We start from the raw sequence: 18,475 nt of genomic DNA on the forward strand, positions 1-18,475 counted from the left end.
TTTTGTAACTTTTTATATATTTGAAATATTAAGAAATTTGATCAGTTATTAATTCTGTTAAACACCTTGCTTCTATTTCACTGACATGAAAGGTATCAGCTATTACAGCATGTTGACCATCAGGGAACGTCAATTGTATTCTTAAGCCAACAACCTCCCCTGCTTCCACAGCTTTTGATCTCTCTTCTAGAGTGCGATAGTCCCCATGAGTTTCAAGGTCAATCCCATGTAAAATATCTGCTTCACATAAAATCGTTTCTTCATCGAAGCTTCGATTTGCTACCATGTTAACGTGCTCTGCGGTTACTCCAGGAACCAGCGCTTCTTTTGCTGATTCATAAGCCATCATCAATTTGAATGTCCAATCCGGTGAGTCGTGTACAATCACTCTAGCTGCAATGGTCCAATAACCTCGATACTCGGAAATAACTTCAACCGTATCAGCTTCCTCAGTACTTGTATGACAGAACACAAAAATATCTTCAACACCAGACATTCGAGCCACCAACTCAGCTTTCCCAGCCCTTTCAGAGTTTGATAGGGTATGATCCATTCCGGCCTCTACTGCTGTCGCGCTTATTTTTGCACTTTCCTGCAATAGTTTAAGCTCATTAGCCGATGGTTTTTTTCGATTCTGTCGAATTTCCGGGCCAATATCCCGGACTTTCCATTCTTTTAACTCATTTTCCAGCTCACTTACTAGGTATTCCGGCCACCATTCAATTTCTGCTAGCCCCGCTACCCCTGGTGGAGCCTCTCTCAAATATTCTCCTATTAATCTTGCTAAATTAGGACCACTTCTTAAATCTTTTAAAATTGTCGTTGCTTTCATCCAAGGGTGTACTCGTGGCGAAAGCTTCATAAGGAAAGTTGGCTCACCAGTTGCAGGAACAGCTAACACTCCCTCATTCCAATAGATACACATGTTTGTCAAATACGTAATATCCCCCGAATGATAAACATCTCCATAAATAAAAGCTACTGAAATGCCTTCCTGCCTTAAATACCTTTGTAATGCTTCAATTCGTTCCTGATACTCCTCTTCTGGCACTTCTTTTGGATCAAGTAAAACTAAGCCTCTCTTCACTCTCTCATCTCCTTTTATAGACAATTTATATGAATACGCTTTCAAATTAATTAGAATTTACTAGACAGAAGCTGTAAAAAGAGCTCTTTCTGTCGTTAATAGAGGTTCATATCCATCTTTTGTTACAACGACTGGATCTCCTAGCACGTGATACCCAGCTAAAGGTGTATAAGTATTAGGATGAACAATAATTACGGCATTTTCTTCTAACACCATATCATTTCCTTCAATGATTGCCGGTGCTTCATCAGGATGGAGACCATGCGCATGACCCCTAACTCGAGTATATTGACTAGTACAATACTCTCCAAAACCATATTTTCTGAACACATCGTTTTCTGCAACAGCTACTTCGTGGGCAGTGACTCCGGCCTTCACAACAGATAGGCCTGCTTCTAATGCCTCTTTGAACAATTTGAAAGATTGGTTTTGTCCTTCATTTGGTTCACCCAGTACAGCTGAACGACAAATTTGTGCATAATAACCATCTAACTGTGGTGTTAATTCCGTCCTTACCATGTCCCCCTCTTGGAGTTGTCGATTTCCAGGTGGGGTCATTCCCATAACCTCTTTACCACCGGAAGCAATTAACATAAAGTTATCTTGAGCTCCTAGCCTCTTAAGTTCAGCCTCGACATTTGCAACAATTTCAAATTCTGTAGCCCCAGGTTTCAGAGCTGCAACGAAGGCCTCCCAACCTGCAGAGCAAACTACACCTGCTCTTCGAATCTGTTCTAATTCCCAATTACTCTTAACCAAACGTACTTGATCCATTAACTTCGTAGCGGATACAATTGTTGTTGTTGGTAAAGATTCCTGAATTTTATTTAACAAAAGTTTAGGCATTAACTCAAGATGAGCAATCCCAAGCTTTTTTGGAGCCCCTCCATCTTTTAGTCGGTTAATCAGTTCATGACAATCAGGAAAAGACAATAGGAAGGAATCTTCCACTCGCCCTTGCTCTTCTGTTGCGTGTAGATCCTCCCTTAAAGTTGAAAAAAAAGCTGATCGGCCCTCGATAGGTAGATACGCAAGGGCAAAACTACTTCTAATTAGCCCTCCCGTTATATATCTAACATTTTCACGTCTCCAGCCTGGTGCATAAGCCAACAAACCATCCATCTCTTGTTCTAACATCGCTCTGCGAATTCGGGAAAATCTCCATTCCTTTTCTTCAATCATTTAATAACCTCCTTTAGTTAATTAACCCATGTTATCGGTAAAGATTAATTTGATATGAGTAGCGATCAGGGCGATAATAAGTTACTGCAATATCCATTGGCTCTCCACCTTCTAAGTATGCCTGTCGGGTAACCTTGAAAAGAGGACTTTTTGGCTCGATTTCTAACCATTTTGCATAATAGTTAGGAGCAGCAACAGCATCAATCTGTTGTTTTGCCCAATCCAATCTTTTGTTAAGCTTTTTTTCAATAAGCTCGTAGATTGAACTACCTCCTATATCATTAGGTTGCAGACCGGGTACCCATTTTTCAGGGAGAATGATTGTTTGGACTGCAATTGGTAGTGTCCCTGTATACCTCACTCGTCTAATTCTTAAGATGGGATCACCTACGTTAATGTCAAGCCGATTAGCTAGAGGACTCAGTGCTTTGTGGGTACGCCAAGATAAAATGCGTGAATTTAATCCCGTATATCCAAGTTCTTTTAATTCTTCCGTAAGTGTAGTAAGTCTTGATAACTGACGATCAATAATTGGTTCAGCGACAAAAGTACCTACCCCCTGGCGCCTAATTAATCTTCCTTCATTAACCAGTTCATCTAAAGCTCGCCTTGCAGTCATCCGACTTACGTTGAAAGACTCACATATCTTTTCTTCGGTAGGAATCTTATCACCTGTTTTTAATTCACCACTTACCATTTGACCTTTGAGATGTTCTTTAATTTGGTAATAAAGTGGAACAGGTGGGGATGTATTAATTTCTTTTTGAACCACATTAATCACTCCTCCTGTACTTCGACTATATTTGTATAGTTGTATATATGACTTCATACAAAGAAATAGTACCCATTAAAAATCCTCTGTGGAAGTCATTATAGTTTGGTCACAGAGGTTGATTAGTCGTCTATACAATTGAATTAACTAAAGTTTAATATATTATTGGATAGTTGTCTATACATTTTTTAGAATTTTATAAAATAATTAGAATAATCTGTTAACATATAACTATCAACATATTACATATCTACCGTTTGAAGATATATAGAAAGAAGGAATAGAATGAGCGAAGAGCAAAATGTAGTCCCTTCCACATCTAAACAATCTAGTATCAACAAGCGACTAATTATGTTTACAATTTGCGTGAGTACAGCCTTAGTAACTTCCAATAACGGATCGCTTAATTTAGCCATTCCTATTTTAGCACGTGAATTTCAAACATCCATTGCAACAGCCAGTTGGATTATTACAAGCTTTATGGTTTCTATGACATTATGTCTCTTACATGCTGGAAAAATATCTGATTTATTTGGTAGAAAAACGACCTATATTACAGGACTGTTCATTTTTATTGTTTCTTCATGCTTAGGTGGTTTTAGTTCTAACATTGAGGGAATGATTATTTCTAGGATTTTTCAAGGAATAGGTGGAGCTGTGATAATGGCTAATTCTATCCCGACTGTTACAGATATAACCTCCAAAGAAAGACGCGGCGCCAATTTAGGAATTATAGCTATGTCCTTAGCCATTGGGTCTGCGTGTGGACCAATCATAGGAGGAGTTGTATTATCATTCAACTGGAACTGGCTGTTTTGGTTTAATGTACCAATTTGCTTTTTTATTTTAATTATTTCACTAGTGGCTTTTCCAAAGACTAATACATTAATCACGAAAACTAAGTTTGATATTAAAGGTACTGTTTACCTACTGATCTTTCTATTTTCCCTTCTCTTTCTTTTAACCTACGTGTTACCAAATTCTTGGGATTGGTATTTAATAGGTGGCCTCATAAGCCTTTCTGTACTAGCATTGTTTTTATTTATTTTCACTGAAAATAAAATTAAGAATCCTATTATTCGATTAGAACTTTTTAAAGACAAATCTTATACAATTGCGAATTTAGCTACCTTCTGTAATAACCTTGGCCAGACAGTTGCTATGTTTACGATGATTATCTTTTTTCAAAATTTTAGAGGCCTTTCTCCCTTTGAAGCAGCCTTGCTAATTCTTCCTATCCCTGTACTGTTAGTTATGTCAGGACCTATTAGTGGTAGGTTAGCAGATAACATTGGTTCAAAGCTTCTCTCCAATGCTGGATTATGTATAATGGCAGTAGGACTACTGATGTTAACTTTTATACAGGAGAACACGTTTAATATTTATATATTAATTGCTCTTGGTATTATAGGGTTAGGGTCTGGAATTTTTCAAGCTCCGAATACCAAGACTATTATGACTATTACTTCTTCTGAAAATCGTGGTGTTGTGGCAGCTACTCGATCTATATTAAATGCTCTTGGTAGGTTAGTAGCCGTCTCCACAACTAGTGGGCTTTTAGGATCACTTATTCCTAATAATAACTCACCCTTCCCTTCTGAATTACGGTATATTTTTTTAGGAACAGTAGTCATTTGTTTAATACCTGTCGTTTTATCATGGTTGCTTAAAGCAGAGAATTAGCTTTACGATAATTGAATAAAGGGGACTGCACGGATTAAAAGGTTATGTGTGAAACTAGCGAGTATTGAAAAGTATATACTATTGTTTTCGAACAAACATACTAGCCTTTTTGTTCAACTTGATTGTTATTCTGTCCAAAGTGGGAGGTTTGCTGTCCAAACTCCTTTTCTTCCTAATAAAAAATAAATACTTCAACCCCCTCAAGACGTGCTATGCTTGAGGGTTAACATGGTTCCGTATTGTCAATTACTCGTATTCTCTCCAAAAAAACGTGTTATCTTTCTCTTCTACTACAGATAAAATCTGAGCCTCCGCTCCGTATTTTACTCGTATGGTTTTTCTTGCATCAACAGGTGTTCTGGCGGTAACGGATTTAGTTTGTTTTTCTCCCTTTACTTCCATTTCCACAAGAAAGCATTTCGATCCGCACCTCATGGTTACCCCTCCTTTAATCGTCTCTTCGTACAGCTGTAATCATTGGCATCATCATGTTATCGACAATTTGCTCTCCATAAGCACGGTCAAAAGGTTTTCCTATAAATATACCTCGGTACATAATTAAGGCAGGCCCAATGTCCGTTAAAAGATCCCATTTTGTCTTAGACAATTTATTATGATCCTTTATAAAAGGTTTTACAATCGATTCGATCGCCTGTTTCGCGCGCCAATAGAAATCCTTTTGAAGCTCTTTTTCTAATTGCTTATTAGAAGAAGCTGCCGCATGAATGGCGGTCATTGCACTTTGATACTTATTGTTGTCAAATTGAAAAATGGAGGTCAGCACATCTATTAATTGATCACGTAACCCTTGATGGGTATCCACTCTTTCCCATAGCTTCTCAAAAGGGCAAATAAAAGCAGCTGCATCAATGACCAGTTCGTTTTTGGAAGACCACCGCCTGTAAATCGTCGCCTTCCCTACTTTTGCCTTCGCTGCTACCGCATCAATCGTTAACGCGTCAAAGCTACACTCAGCTAATAAATCGAGCGTTGCTGTTAGAATCACTTCATTTCGGGACTTATCAAGAGGTCGCCCTCGTTTGCTTTCTTCTTGTTCTTTCTTTTGCATTGACATAGTGGTTCACACCACCTTTCAATAAGGTGGTTTTCCCTTTTTCAGTGGCCTCTTTTAAAGGCGCATCTTTTTTGGTAGGGTGATTTCTCTTTTCATAATTTAATCGTTCTTCTAAGTTCCATCCTCACTATGAAAGAAATACAAACAAAAATAACATCATTAGCCTTAAAAGTAGCCATGATGTTATATTATTGATCTAGTTTACTCAATTCCCTAGCATTATGAATGATTCGAACAATTTCTATATTCTCATTATTTATCTGGTAAATAATTCTATAATTAGAATAAATCTTTTCCCCTATCGTTTCATTCTTCATTTCCGGAGCAACCCTACCAGACAAAGGGAAAACTGCTACAGATTCAATTGTTTCAATAATTCTTTGAGCAAACATTCTTGCATATTCATTGGAATCTTGAGCTATATAGGTACATTTTTCTTCTAGATCTTTTACAGCAGGTAATGACCACTTTATTTTAACCAATTCCCCAATTTCTCCTTTACTTCATTATGAGAAACGAAATTTCCCTTTTGCAATTCATCTAGACCTTTTTCGATTTTCGATCTGACATATAGTTCTTTCATTATCTCCTCTAAAGTTACATTATCTGGTAAACCTTTAATCAGCTTCATTACTTCTTCTTTAGTACTCATAAACTTCACTCCTCCTCTATCCTACATTTAAATAAATTTATTATAAACCAAAACAATTCTATATTCATACTACAAAAAGCATAACCTTGGATGTGCTTTTTCTCCCATTAGCAAACCAGTGGGCACTAAAAACATCCATTGAAAACGATTGATCGAATTCAATGGATGTTTTTAATGTTGAGATTTTATTTGAAGAGTTGAAATCTAAAAGCTTCAAGTTCACGATAGCTTATTTGGCTTTTAAATCACATATTAAGTGAAACACAAGACTTTTATCTTACGTACTTCCAACTACAATTCTGTTCGTAAATTCCACAATTCTGGAAAAAACCGTTGGTCAAGAACTTGTTTCAGATAATTGACTCCTGAAGATCCACCTGTACCTACTTTAAAACCAATGATTCTTTCCACCGTTTTCATGTGACGGAAACGCCATTGCTGTAAGCTGTCTTCAATGTCAACAAGTTTCTCCGCAAGCTGATATAAATCCCAATATTGATCTGTATTTTGGTATACGGTCGTCCACGCTTTTTGAACGCTTGCATCTTGTTGGTACGGTTTTGTCACGTCACGATTCAGAACGTCTTCTGAAATGTCAAAGCTACCTTTGTGCAGCGCTTTGATGGAAATATCATACAAGCTCGGGGCTTGATACGCTTCCTTTAGTTCCTCTGATAGCTTCGCATCTTTTTCATAGATTTTTAAAATATAATCTGTTTTATTACCAAGAGCAAATTCGATTAAGCGATATTGATATGATTGGAATCCTGATGAACTTCCTAATTTATCTCTAAATTCAAGGTATTCAGCAGGAGTTAAGGTAGACAATACATCCCAGGCCTTGATGATTTGAGATTGAATTTGCGAAACACGAGCAAGTTTTTTGAAACTGACTTGTAATTGGTCTTCTATAATCGCTTGCTTAGCCGCATTGATTTCATGAAGAATGAGTTTCATCCATAGTTCACTTACTTGATGAATGATGATGAACAGCATTTCATCATGATGATCTGACAACCTTTTTTGGCTTGCAAGTAAGGAATCCAGCTGCAAATATTCTCCGTACGTCATTTTTTCCATAAAGTTCGTTTCTATGTTTTTCTCGTTATCCGTCGGTTTGGTCATGGTTTCATCTCCATTCGAATGAACTACTTTACCGGTTTTATTGCCGCTCGAACCGGACTCCCATCTGCCTCGTCAATAGGAAGTGGAAGTGCCGTTAACTCATATTTTCCTGGGACAACATGGCCAAGCACTACATTTTCAAGAATATAGATTCCGTAATCATGAAGACGGTGATGTCGTGGCAGATCCTTGCTGTCGATTTGATCAACAGAAGGCAAGTCAACACCAATTAATTGAATCTGTTTACTGTTCAAATAATCAATCGCTTCTAAAGTAAGGAGCGGAATTTGCTTAGGAAATATTGTTCGATCTTTATTCGCTTGAGTCCTTAAGAGCAACCGCTCTGCACCTTCTAGTTGATACTGCTGTAACACATCAACATCAATCAATGGTAGATTTGACACATCGATCACAAGACAAGGACCAATAAAGACATTAATATCTAAATCGGTCACGCGCGTCCCATCTTCCAAAAAGTGAAAAGGGGCATCGATATGGGTACCTGTATGCGTGCTCGTTGTTATTTTCCCAATATTTACTGAGCCTGTTTCACTCTTACGATAAACTACTTCGTAAGAAAAAGGGGTATCACCAGGCCAATGAGCCGTATCTGCTCGTAATGGCTGAGAGATATCGATCCACTTCCCTCTCATATCCGTCACCTCTTTACGCAATAATGTCACGCGTATTATTGAACTTTTTATATTCTTCTGTTTTCATAATGTTCTTCAACGTATCTACCGTTTTCCAAATGTCATAGAATGAATTATACAATGCAACAGGACCAAGTCTTATAAAGTTCGGTGCCCTGAAATCAGGAATAATTTGGTGACTCTTTAATGCCTTACAGATACTTGCTGCATGTACGTGCTCAAGCAAAATATGTGCTCCTCTTTTGTCTTTTTCAAGAGGACTGGCAATGGAAAAATCATATTGTTTTAAATTCAAATCGATTAACTCAATAAAATAATCCGTTAGCTCGAGCGATTTCTTTCGAATATTCTCGATACCAACTTCATTAAAAAGCTCTAACGAACCTAGCAATGGTGCCATACTTAGGACGTGCGGTGTACCAATCTCATAGGCACCAGCGTTGACATCCGCTTCCAAATCATGACTCATATCAAATTGAACATCTTTTCTAGAACTAAACCATCCCGCTAACCCTGGTTCTTGTCCAAAGTGCTTCTGGTTCACGTATAAACCAGCTACCGCCCCCGGTCCCCCGTTGATATGTTTATAATTGCACCAAACGGCAAAATCTACGTCCCACGCATCCAAGGAGTGAGGAATCGCTCCTATCGAGTGACACAAATCAAAGCCAATTAAAATGCCGCGTTTATGAGCTCCCTTCGTTACTTTTTCCATATTTAAGATTTGACCACTTCGGTACAAGACACTTGGCAGGAAAATAAGGGCAATGTCATCAGACATTTGGTCAATGATATCTTTCTCATCTAATAAACCCGCATTACTCTTCACCCGAACAAGAGCTTCTGCTGGTTCATATCCCTTCATTTGAATTTGACTTTTCAGTGCATAAATATCAGAAGGGAAAGTAGCATCATCAGCCAAAATTTTGTAACGCGTCTTTGTAGGTTTATAAAAAGTTGCCACAAGTTGGTGAATATTAATCGTTGTTGAACCTGTTACAATAACCTCACTAGGAGAAGCTCCAACTAACGGTGCCATCTTTTCTCCTAGTTGCTCAGACATATAAAACCATGGATGATCTCCTTTCATCCACCCATCAATTCCGAATTCTTTCCACGCGTTAAACACATTCATTAGCGTATGTTCAGCCCTCTTTGAGAGCAGACCTAGAGAATTTCCATCTAAGTAAATTTTATCCCCGATATAAAATTCGTCTCTGTACTTGGCTAGGTGATCTTCTTGATCCTTTTTTTTAGCATAATCCACTGTATTCACGTTCGTTTCCATTGATGACGTTCACCCCTTTTAAAAAGTCTGAATTATATAATTAAATTATATTTTTCGAGTGACGTTGTGTCAATGACATAATGTCAACGAATACTCCTTCTTTTCTAAGAATGCTTTCTTTTTAAGATAGAGTGTGATATTTTAAATCTTAAAGTCTCGCTTATCAGATAAGTAGGTGATGAAACTGACGACAAAACGACAAAAGCAAGCGATGGAAACGAAGAGAAAATTGCTAAAAGCGGCTGAGGAAGTTTTCTTCGAGCAAGGCTTTCAAAAATCAACGATTCAACAAATTATTAAAGTAGCTGAAACCGGATACGGGACCGCTTACGTCTATTTTAAAAATAAGGATGACTTTCTCATTGAAATTATGCAGGAGACAATGGAGGAATTCTATCAAGTTGCCACTCTTCCGTTTAAACCTTCAACCCAACTAGAAGCTGAGCAACTCATTGCCAATCAAGTAAAGCTTTTTTTATCATTAGCCTTAAAAAACAAAGAGTTAATGAAAATTATGAAAGAAGCAATTGGCGTCTCTGAGATCGTTCAAGACAAATGGCAAACCATTCGAGACCGTTTTATATCAAGTATTACAACCGACATCTCTTTTGCTCAATCACAATCCTTAGCGAACAAAGAACTCGTTCCTTCGATTGTTGCCAAGTCATGGTTTTATACGAACGAAATGTTTATGTGGGAATTAATTGAGAGTGACAATCCTAACCTTGATGAACTCGTTTTGCATATGACGATTCTGTATACTCGAGGATTATACACATCTGTTTAGCAGTTCTGTTAGAATACAGCAAAGGGGGTGCCTCAAAAGTCTGTTTTTGACCTTTTGAGACACCCCTGCTTCTTTGTCTTCCCTTTCTTGTTAGCTCGTTTTCAACACTAGCTGTTTCCCCTTTTGATGATTTCTTTCTTTTATTTGATTTTTAAAGTAACTAATGATGATCGAGTAAATGGCAATACTCATAACCGAATACATTCCGTTCAGTAATCCTAAATAATAGAAACCCGATAACACAACAACAAAGTCAAACAGGAAATTCACTTTCCCTGGGTCCCAATCGAACTTTTTCTGCAAATATAATGCTAGGATATTTGCTCCTCCCAATGAAGAACCGTTTAAAAACAACGTTGACAAACCAAACCCAATCAAAACACTTCCTAGCACCCCTCCAAAGAAAGGTGTAAGTGTCATCTCAGGTAACAAATAACTAAAGTACGTCATCGTTGATAGCATGGATACAGATAAAATGGTGGATAACGTAAAGTTCCATCCCATCCTTAGTACAGAAAAAACATAAAAAGGGATGTTAATGAGAAAGAACAACAAATAAAATGGCAACCCAAATATATAGGAAGAACTTAACGCTAATCCTGCTGTACCACCTGTAACGATTTGCAATTGTCCTAATATCGTGACACCAATGGCTGTTAACAAGCAACCGAATAGTAAAAAGATAAAATGCTTCATAGCTTCCTCCTTTTCAATCCATCTACTCTTTAGAAATAGTGTAAAAAAAATCGGGTTTCTTTCATATAACAAAGCGAACCCTTTCAATGGTTTATCTTTACACTTTTTATGAAGTTCTTTCCTTTTTCCTTCACAATGTAAAGAGGAATGATCTTGCCACCTTCTTCATTGCAAAAAGAACTGGTTATGTGGTTTCATTCCACATAACCAGTTCTTATTACCGTTTTAAAATAGGTTGTACAATCTTATCTTTAATAGGTGACCTTATAACAATCGATGAATTAATCTTTCCATAACCAGTAAACTCCTCAATTAAGCTACTTAAATGAGCCATATCACTAACAGCTGCTTTTAATAAATAGTTTACTTGACCCGTTAAACAATGGCACTCGACAATATCAGGATGTTCGATGACTAGGTTTTCAAACTTTTCAAATGATAGATTGACCTCACTTACTTGGATAAATAAAATGACATCTCGGCCTATCGCAGAAGGATTCACCTTTGCACTTATTTTATCTATAACCCCACGTTCGATCAGTCGATTATAACGTTCCGTCACACTTGGCCGACTCAGTGATAGCTCCTTTGATAAGTCACTAAAACTTTTTCTACCATCCTTTTGTAAGATCGTTAGGAGCTGAATATCTGTATGATCCATTCATCCACCTTCTTTTCTATTTCTTTAACATTAGATCCCCATTTTTTTGTCTAACTTATTGGGTTCAGCTCACCTATGAATATGAATATACCCTTTCCCCTCGAATGTACGTTTCGACTACGTTTATTTTATCAATATCCTCGTACCGTTCATGTAAAATATCCTTATCCAATATAATAAAGTCTGCATCATACCCTTTCTTTAATTGCCCTATTTTTGGAATACGGGTAATGGCTTGTGCTTTTCTTGTATATAAATCAATGCATTCTTCAATTGAAAGGCACTCCTTTACATTAAACTTATCACCAGTATAGGCTGTTCTTGTAACGGCTGCTTTTATTGCCAAAAATGGATTTGAAGTATCCTGCCATGACGTTGCAGGTGCATCTGAAGAAAAACTCATCACCGCTCCTAGTTCCAACATAGTTTTAAACGGATAAGAACGATCTGTTCTATTCTTTCCTAGATTAGCAATATAGCTATCATATTCTGCAAATACAAATAGCGGTTGTGTCACAAACCCGATTCCAGCATGAATAGCTCGAAGTAACGTCTCTCTTGTTGGAAAAGCTACGTGCTCAATGCGAATGGAAGGGGCATCCTTTATCCAAGGGTCCACATCCCAAAAGGTATCTACTATTTGTTCAATTGCCCGTTCCCCCATTGCGTGAATGACTAATTGGATACGATATTTCTTTGCTGTTCTAGCCGCATCAAGCAATTCTTTAACAGAGGTTGTAGACAATCCATAATTATCGTCTTCATCTACATAAGGAGAAGCCATCCATGCTGTTTTTCCTGAAACACTCCCATCTCCAAAAAGTTTGATTCCCCCTACCTGTAAGCAAGGGTAAGGTTCTTCAGCACTTTCGCTAAGTTTTTCCGGGCATTCTTTAAGCCGGTCCCACAAATAGTAAAGCACAGTCCTTTGTTGATACCCTAGATCGAATGCCTTTTTAAAAAGGTCGTAATCTCTCATTGGATCTGCCATTAACTCAGTTGTTGCAGTAATTCCTTGTGACAATAATTTATGACTTAACTTTGCTAGCAAGGCTGCTTTTTCATGCTCGGATCTCCTTGGCATCACTTGATAAATGAGGTCTCTAGCTGTCTCCTTAAAAACTCCAGTTAACTCTCCATCCTCCCGTTTCTCAATTTCACCTCCATATGGCGAAACGGTATTTGCTGTCACTCCCGCTAACTTCATCGCCATACTATTAGCGACGATAATATGGGTACAAGTTCTTGTCAGAATTATTGGGATATCTGGAGAAATATCATCTAGGTCCCATCTGGTCGGCGTCCTTTTCTCCTCTAGTTTAGCCTCGTCATACCCCCAGCCCCTTATCCAATTGGTGCGATCTTCATTTGCTAGATTCGTCAATTGTTCTTGGACTTTTCTTTTCATATCTTGAATGGAATACACATTAGGCGGTCCACAATAGATTTGCTCATCTACTTCAGCTAACATTAGAGGATGCATATGTGCATCAATCATACCTGGTAACACCCTCCGCCCTTTCAAATCAATCTGTTCTTCATATGGCTCCAGCCCAAATTCATTACGAACGTCGCCAATATATGTAATCATCCCATCTTCAACAACCATAGCTTCAGCGTATAATTGCTCGGGGTTAGAAGTATAAATAAGGCCGTTATAAAATAGAGTTTTCATGCTTTGCTCCTTCCTATTAATCTAGAAGTTTTGACTTTAGTTTACTATAAGTTTCCAAATTTTTTTATTACTATTTCATGCTCCAAAGCATTCCTACAAGAAAAGCTATCTAACACCTATTCAGGCATTAGATAGCTCCCCCATTCAGCTGACCATTTTCTCTTCAGTTACATAGTCATCCTTATTATTATCATTTTCAGCAGAACTAAAAAACAAACCGATCAAACCACCAACAATAGCTGGAACAAGCCATCCTAATCCAACTGTATATAAAGGAAGGAACGCGGTAAACAGATGATCAACGAACTCAATTTGCAGACCGGCTGCCTTCAATCCTTCAAATAAACTAACAATAAATGTGAACAAAATACTTATCTGATAAACTTTTGTCTTCCCTTTGAAAAGAGGATGCAAGAAAGTAAGTACTAATAAACACATTGCTAATGGATACAGCATGTATAAAACAGGTACAGAAACACTGATTAGTGTCGACAAGCCAATATTTGAAATCACCGCACTAAATACAGTAAACACAATCGCCCATTTTTTATATGACATCGCAGGTACAATCTTAGTAAAATACGAAGCACAAGCTGTGATTAATCCGATGCTCGTCGTTAAACAAGCAGCAATCACAATAAAGCCTAATACGACCTTACCAAATGATCCAAAATAATAATGTGAAACACTAGCTAAAATCGCGCCTCCATTCTCAAGATGACCTAGTTCGCTCACACTACTTGCCCCTATAAATGTAAGAGAAGAATAAATCACAGTAAGTAGCGCCCCAGCAATAACAGCGACTTTCAACGTAGAAACCATAAGGTCCTTTTTCGTCGTAATCCCTCGGTCCTTCATGATGTTTACAATCACAATTCCAAAGACAAAAGCACCTAACACATCCATCGTTAAGTAGCCCTCTTGAAACCCTTTGAAAAAGCTATTCTCCATAAATGAATCAACCGGTGCTTGAACTGATCCGATTGGATTGATAAAGGAAGCTACGATCAGGATCCCAATGAAAATCAATAATAATGGTGTTAGAAATTTCCCAATAATATCAACTAGCTTACTAGATTGCAAAGAGAAAAATAACGATATCCCAAAGAAGACAATCGTAAAAAGAAACAATGGCAAAAAGCTATCAGGATTACTTAAAAATGGTCTGATCCCCATTTCAAATGAAACCGTATTTGTTCTCGGTATCGCAAAAAGTGGCCCGATTGCTAAATACAAAGCAACCGTAAAAACGATGGCGTACACCGGGTGTACACGACTGGCTAATGATTGCAAATCACTTTTACCTGAGAATGCCATAGCCATAATTGCCAAAATCGGCAAGCCAACCCCTGTTACAATAAAACCGATGTTAGCTGCAAGAATATTCTCTCCAGCCATTTGACCAAGCATCGCTGGAAAAATTAAATTCCCAGCTCCAAAAAATAAAGCAAACAACATAAATCCTACCGCAATAAAAGTTGTGAATGAAACTCTTGATGACACGTTCTCTTCCTCCTACTATTTCGCCGCTTTGAATACGACCGTTACCGAAAAAATCATTTTATGAAATTTTGGCTTTTATCAAAAAACTTAACCTGCATGTATCTCATTTTTTGAAAGACATGTAGAATAATATATCACAATAAAATATCGAAAAGCAATGTATTTTCTGAAGTTTCTTTTCCCACTAGACTCAGTTAAAAAGACTCCTAAAAAGAGTTCTCCCCTTCTAGAAGTCCATAAATTAAATGAAAGAAGTCCTTTCTACTTAATAGTCGTAAGATAGAACTTATGACAGGTATTACTTTGTTAGCTTTAAAATCCACTCTTTCAAATCGACCATGCGAAAATAATCAGGTTTCGTTTCTGTCCCAGCAACTAGCATCGGAACTGATGAATCGTTTTTATGAAACCCTCCATGACTAGCTCCCCCCGCATGAGAAGGCGTAACTTCTCCTCTTAACTCATATCCAGGTTTGGCAGATATAACTATAAAGTCTCCTTCATGAGAGTGTAACGTACTATGAATTCTTTTCAGAGCATCAGGATAATCACCGAAAGTAATGCGATTTTCTGTTAGAGTTAAGTCTAGAACAGAGTACTCCCCTCTAACCTCCCAGAATTGATCGAATTCATCTTTTACGTTTCCGCCTTCTTTAAATTGGAAACTTTCTCTTTTGCCACCTGAAGCGACATGAATCCATTCTTCTACTTTCCAAGATATTAGATCGAGGCGTTCGTCTCTTTTCAATTTCTCAACAATCTCTGTTAGCGGTAACTTGTCTATATCTAATGAATAGATAAAACATGATCTCAAATTGTTTGCTATAACTACTTGATCTTCTTTTCGCACGCCTCTGCTCAATTTTGTGACCTTTAATGGCTGTAATAATTCTTTTAGGTCAACAAAAGCTTGTCTTCGATCATCTTTTATGCCAGATTGACCATTATCCCCAATTAGAATCCAAATGTGTTGATCAAGAGCCTCTTCCCATGTCGGAAACGAGTCTAAGATTGTCTGCAAGTTTTCATCCATATCCTTAATTCCCTTCGTATCCATAGGCCCATGCTTATGAACGTTCTTATCATGATCAGGGAGATAGATAAGGGAAAAATCAGGAACATCTTGATTACTGACTAAATGGGTAAATTCTTGAGCCGCGAATTTATTATTAAAGCCATACTTATGCCAAATGCCGCTGTATTTCCCATTAGGATTCAGCCTAGACAAACATCCATAGGTATATTTCGTGGCAGACCTTGTATCAATTCGCTTCTTAATCGGAACAAAATAACGAATCAATCCAGGAATTGTTAATTGGTGAGGAACGTTTCCTCTATTTACAAGCGGGTTAATAGAAGCAGATTTTTTCCCTTGTTCGTATAATTCCTCGTGAATGGTTTTTACTTTTGTATTTAAATGTTCATTATTTAATCGATAAAGAGTATCCCTCAAGCATTTACTAAGTCCAAGTTTTATTTGATCGAAAACGTGCGTTCCATAATTGATAATTCTATTTTCCTTTTTGCTGTACCATGTAAGAGCTGGGATTCGATGTTGATCCGAATACTGTCCTGTTAGCAATGTACTTTCCACATTTACTGACATTGTCGGGAAAGGGGCAACGACGTTTGCATAATATTTCCCATGTTCCATGAAGTATGTAAAAGCAGGTAGGGTTTCCTCTTTTAGTGCCATCTGTAATGGTTTATCCATCAATGTATCAAGCATGACCATAATAACTGGCTTACCCGAAGTAGTAATTGAAATCACCCCTTATCATTTTTATTAAATAGAAACCAATATTTATCTTTAGTATGTAAAACAATTGCAGCAACTATCACTAAATAACATATGATATCTTAATTTCTTAATTAAGTGGGTGAATGTATGTATTATTATCATTATCGTCAAGACTGGGCTTCTCTTATAGAAGTGTTAGACCAAAGTTTATATGCAGAAAAAATGGTTTGTTCGATGACTACACAATTATTTCACATTCCAACTACTCAAAACCTAAAAGGAAATCCCGAAATGCATGAGCATCTTGTCCCTGCTTCTTACCATCGAGTAACAGCAGTAGGTTCTGCCGAGCGATTACAAAATGGTGAATATCATGATTCAATTATTGCTACGTTGATTTCATGTGTAAACAGTGCACTAAGAGAAGATCAAGAAGTCATGAAATGGTTACAAGTAATGAGAGAAAACGCTCCAAACGAATTTAAACCTTTTATTCAAAACAGTATTAGTTGGCAGCAACAAACTGAACAAAGTATGTCCACTGCTCAACAACTTTTAAGACAAATGGGATTTGAAACTCAAAACCAAAATAGTCAATATGCTTATTAGAAGAGGACAAATCCCCTAGCTAAATTTAGGTAGGGGATTTACTTGTGAGAACACCGTTACTACGATTAAGTACTTATTACAATTTCTAACTTTCTAAGTAGATAGTATATTCATTAGAACATCCTAACTTCATTTATGCCGATTTTCCCGCTGAAAACTTATAGCTCTAATTATATGAAATCCCCCTCGACAATTTGATTCAATCGTTGATGATAGTTAATGGACCAAACAACAATATTCATCTTCCTTCTTTAACACAAAAAGCATTCCTCATTGGAATGCTTTAATCTGCCTGACAACTTTCTGTTTCTACGGGTGGTATGACCTCTTCACTATCACCACTAGACTATAATGGTATTTTCCCAAAAATACCTTGAACCTTCGATTACCATACGGTTATCTAAATACGATTTGTTTGTATTGGATATAGGACCCAATCCTAGCAAGGCTCGATTTCGATTTTCACACTATATTCTTTAATAATCGCGACCACTTCGTCAAATTCATATTTTTGATTCACGACATCCACAACAAAATCCTCGGCTTGCTTTTGACTCATGTTGAACTGAAAACCGTTGTAGACAAGGAATTGAACCAGTGCCAAAAATGCCGTTCGTTTGTTTGCGTTATGAAAGGTAAGATTTTTGGCTAATGATTCAAACAAAGCTCCTGCTTTTCCGCAGATGGTCGGGGAAGCCTCTTCACCAAAAGAGGATTGTTTTGGTCGATTAATGGCGAAATTAAGAAGGTCAGGCAATTTCAAACCTTTATGTTTCTTGGGGCTAAACTATTTCCGATTTTCGTTACTTTGCGTTCCATATTTTTCACCGCCATTCTTTTTCCCTCCTTCTATATCATTCAAACTACTACAATCCTATAACTGTTATAACAGTTATAACTCAATACAAATCAAAAAAGCAAGGTTCCTCTTGGAGTTGTTCTGAGAAGTAACTCACGTTGTAACCATCGGCTTATTCATAGAAGCTGCTGTTCCTCCGGGCGCACTACTATTATGTAACGTATGTCCGTCTCTCCTATTTCCATGCGGAGCGTGCCCGCCTGGTAACGTCCTGGCTCACCCTTTCTCTTCTACGGGGGTGTTTCGAGCATGCAATCGTTCTTTGAAGTGTCTCATGCCGTGTTACGAAGAGAAAGGGTTCGTCTCACAGGGGGACATGGAGTATTTCGAGAAGTTTACTCACGTAGTAACCATCGGCCTACTCGAAGAAAGAAGATGTTGCTCCTCCGAACCAAAGCTCTTCAGCGCCCCCTACTATTTATGCACA

The 18,475-nt window shown here is 37.6% G+C and carries 19 protein-coding genes; 3 read left to right on the top strand and 16 right to left on the bottom strand.

Annotated elements, in window-relative coordinates; all coding sequences use genetic code 11:
• Nucleotides 1–28: 28 nt before the first annotated feature.
• Genes MF646_RS15580 through MF646_RS15590 form a run of 3 tightly spaced genes read right to left on the bottom strand, consistent with a single transcriptional unit; the run spans nt 29 to nt 3,041 of the window.
• The gene (locus tag MF646_RS15580; RefSeq protein WP_250097436.1) at nt 29–1,087 is read right to left on the bottom strand and encodes a M24 family metallopeptidase; all 1,059 of its coding nucleotides are present in this window, start codon (nt 1,085–1,087) and stop codon (nt 29–31) included.
• A 60-nt stretch (nt 1,088–1,147) separates the two neighbouring features.
• Nucleotides 1,148–2,269, bottom strand: a complete 1,122-nt coding sequence (locus tag MF646_RS15585) for a M24 family metallopeptidase (protein WP_250097437.1) — start codon at nt 2,267–2,269, stop codon at nt 1,148–1,150.
• Nucleotides 2,270–2,300: 31 nt separating this feature from the next.
• The gene (locus MF646_RS15590; protein ID WP_250097438.1) at nt 2,301–3,041 is read right to left on the bottom strand and encodes a GntR family transcriptional regulator; all 741 of its coding nucleotides are present in this window, start codon (nt 3,039–3,041) and stop codon (nt 2,301–2,303) included.
• 285 nt (nt 3,042–3,326) lie between these two features.
• Here MF646_RS15590 and MF646_RS15595 point away from each other — a divergent pair, with 285 nt between their 5' ends.
• Entirely contained in the window at nt 3,327–4,724 is a 1,398-nt protein-coding gene (locus MF646_RS15595; RefSeq protein ID WP_250097439.1) for an MFS transporter, read from the top strand.
• 246 nt (nt 4,725–4,970) lie between these two features.
• On the opposite strand, the gene MF646_RS15600 is transcribed toward MF646_RS15595, so the two are convergent.
• From MF646_RS15600 to kynU, 7 genes are all read right to left on the bottom strand, one after another.
• Nucleotides 4,971–5,159 (bottom strand): hypothetical protein, encoded by a 189-nt coding sequence (locus MF646_RS15600; protein WP_250097440.1) that lies wholly within the window; start codon nt 5,157–5,159, stop codon nt 4,971–4,973.
• 13 nt (nt 5,160–5,172) lie between these two features.
• On the bottom strand, nt 5,173–5,799 hold the full coding sequence (locus MF646_RS15605) for a TetR/AcrR family transcriptional regulator (RefSeq protein WP_250097441.1): 627 nt from the start codon (nt 5,797–5,799) through the stop codon (nt 5,173–5,175).
• A 188-nt stretch (nt 5,800–5,987) separates the two neighbouring features.
• Nucleotides 5,988–6,281 (bottom strand): type II toxin-antitoxin system RelE/ParE family toxin, encoded by a 294-nt coding sequence (locus MF646_RS15610; protein ID WP_250097442.1) that lies wholly within the window; start codon nt 6,279–6,281, stop codon nt 5,988–5,990.
• The gene (locus MF646_RS15615) at nt 6,269–6,451 is read right to left on the bottom strand and encodes a hypothetical protein (protein ID WP_250097443.1); all 183 of its coding nucleotides are present in this window, start codon (nt 6,449–6,451) and stop codon (nt 6,269–6,271) included. The genes MF646_RS15610 and MF646_RS15615 overlap by 13 nt, the downstream gene beginning before the upstream one ends.
• 291 nt (nt 6,452–6,742) lie before the next feature.
• Nucleotides 6,743–7,576, bottom strand: coding sequence for a tryptophan 2,3-dioxygenase (gene kynA / locus MF646_RS15620; RefSeq protein ID WP_250097444.1), 834 nt, complete (start codon nt 7,574–7,576; stop codon nt 6,743–6,745).
• A gap of 23 nt (nt 7,577–7,599) precedes the next feature.
• Nucleotides 7,600–8,229: an arylformamidase gene (kynB, locus tag MF646_RS15625; protein ID WP_250097445.1), complete on the bottom strand. Its 630-nt coding sequence runs from the start codon at nt 8,227–8,229 to the stop codon at nt 7,600–7,602.
• 13 nt (nt 8,230–8,242) lie between these two features.
• Nucleotides 8,243–9,517: a kynureninase gene (gene kynU / locus MF646_RS15630; RefSeq protein WP_250097446.1), complete on the bottom strand. Its 1,275-nt coding sequence runs from the start codon at nt 9,515–9,517 to the stop codon at nt 8,243–8,245.
• 178 nt (nt 9,518–9,695) lie between these two features.
• On the opposite strand from kynU, the gene MF646_RS15635 reads away from it, so the two are divergent.
• Entirely contained in the window at nt 9,696–10,304 is a 609-nt protein-coding gene (locus MF646_RS15635) for a TetR/AcrR family transcriptional regulator (RefSeq protein WP_250097447.1), read from the top strand.
• A gap of 90 nt (nt 10,305–10,394) precedes the next feature.
• Here MF646_RS15635 and MF646_RS15640 read toward each other — a convergent pair whose 3' ends face one another.
• From MF646_RS15640 to MF646_RS15660, 5 genes are all read right to left on the bottom strand, one after another.
• Nucleotides 10,395–11,000: a YitT family protein gene (locus MF646_RS15640; RefSeq protein ID WP_250097448.1), complete on the bottom strand. Its 606-nt coding sequence runs from the start codon at nt 10,998–11,000 to the stop codon at nt 10,395–10,397.
• A 217-nt stretch (nt 11,001–11,217) separates the two neighbouring features.
• Entirely contained in the window at nt 11,218–11,661 is a 444-nt protein-coding gene (locus MF646_RS15645) for an Lrp/AsnC family transcriptional regulator (RefSeq protein ID WP_250097449.1), read from the bottom strand.
• A 73-nt stretch (nt 11,662–11,734) separates the two neighbouring features.
• On the bottom strand, nt 11,735–13,336 hold the full coding sequence (locus MF646_RS15650) for an amidohydrolase (RefSeq protein ID WP_250097450.1): 1,602 nt from the start codon (nt 13,334–13,336) through the stop codon (nt 11,735–11,737).
• A 144-nt stretch (nt 13,337–13,480) separates the two neighbouring features.
• Nucleotides 13,481–14,839, bottom strand: a complete 1,359-nt coding sequence (gene brnQ / locus MF646_RS15655) for a branched-chain amino acid transport system II carrier protein (protein WP_250097451.1) — start codon at nt 14,837–14,839, stop codon at nt 13,481–13,483.
• Between the two features lie 298 nt (nt 14,840–15,137).
• A complete protein-coding gene (locus tag MF646_RS15660; protein ID WP_250097452.1) occupies nt 15,138–16,610 on the bottom strand; it encodes an alkaline phosphatase family protein in 1,473 nt (490 codons plus the stop codon).
• Nucleotides 16,611–16,727: 117 nt separating this feature from the next.
• Here MF646_RS15660 and MF646_RS15665 point away from each other — a divergent pair, with 117 nt between their 5' ends.
• Nucleotides 16,728–17,189 (top strand): hypothetical protein, encoded by a 462-nt coding sequence (locus tag MF646_RS15665; protein ID WP_250097453.1) that lies wholly within the window; start codon nt 16,728–16,730, stop codon nt 17,187–17,189.
• 439 nt (nt 17,190–17,628) lie between these two features.
• Here the strand turns inward: MF646_RS15665 and MF646_RS15670 are convergent, their stop codons facing one another.
• Nucleotides 17,629–17,952 (bottom strand): type II toxin-antitoxin system death-on-curing family toxin, encoded by a 324-nt coding sequence (locus MF646_RS15670; protein ID WP_338035504.1) that lies wholly within the window; start codon nt 17,950–17,952, stop codon nt 17,629–17,631.
• Nucleotides 17,953–18,475: the final 523 nt, after the last annotated feature.

Origin of the sequence: Halalkalibacter alkaliphilus (assembly GCF_023555415.1) — a bacterium.
In the GTDB taxonomy this organism is placed as follows: domain Bacteria; phylum Bacillota; class Bacilli; order Bacillales; family Bacillaceae_D; genus Halalkalibacter; species Halalkalibacter alkaliphilus.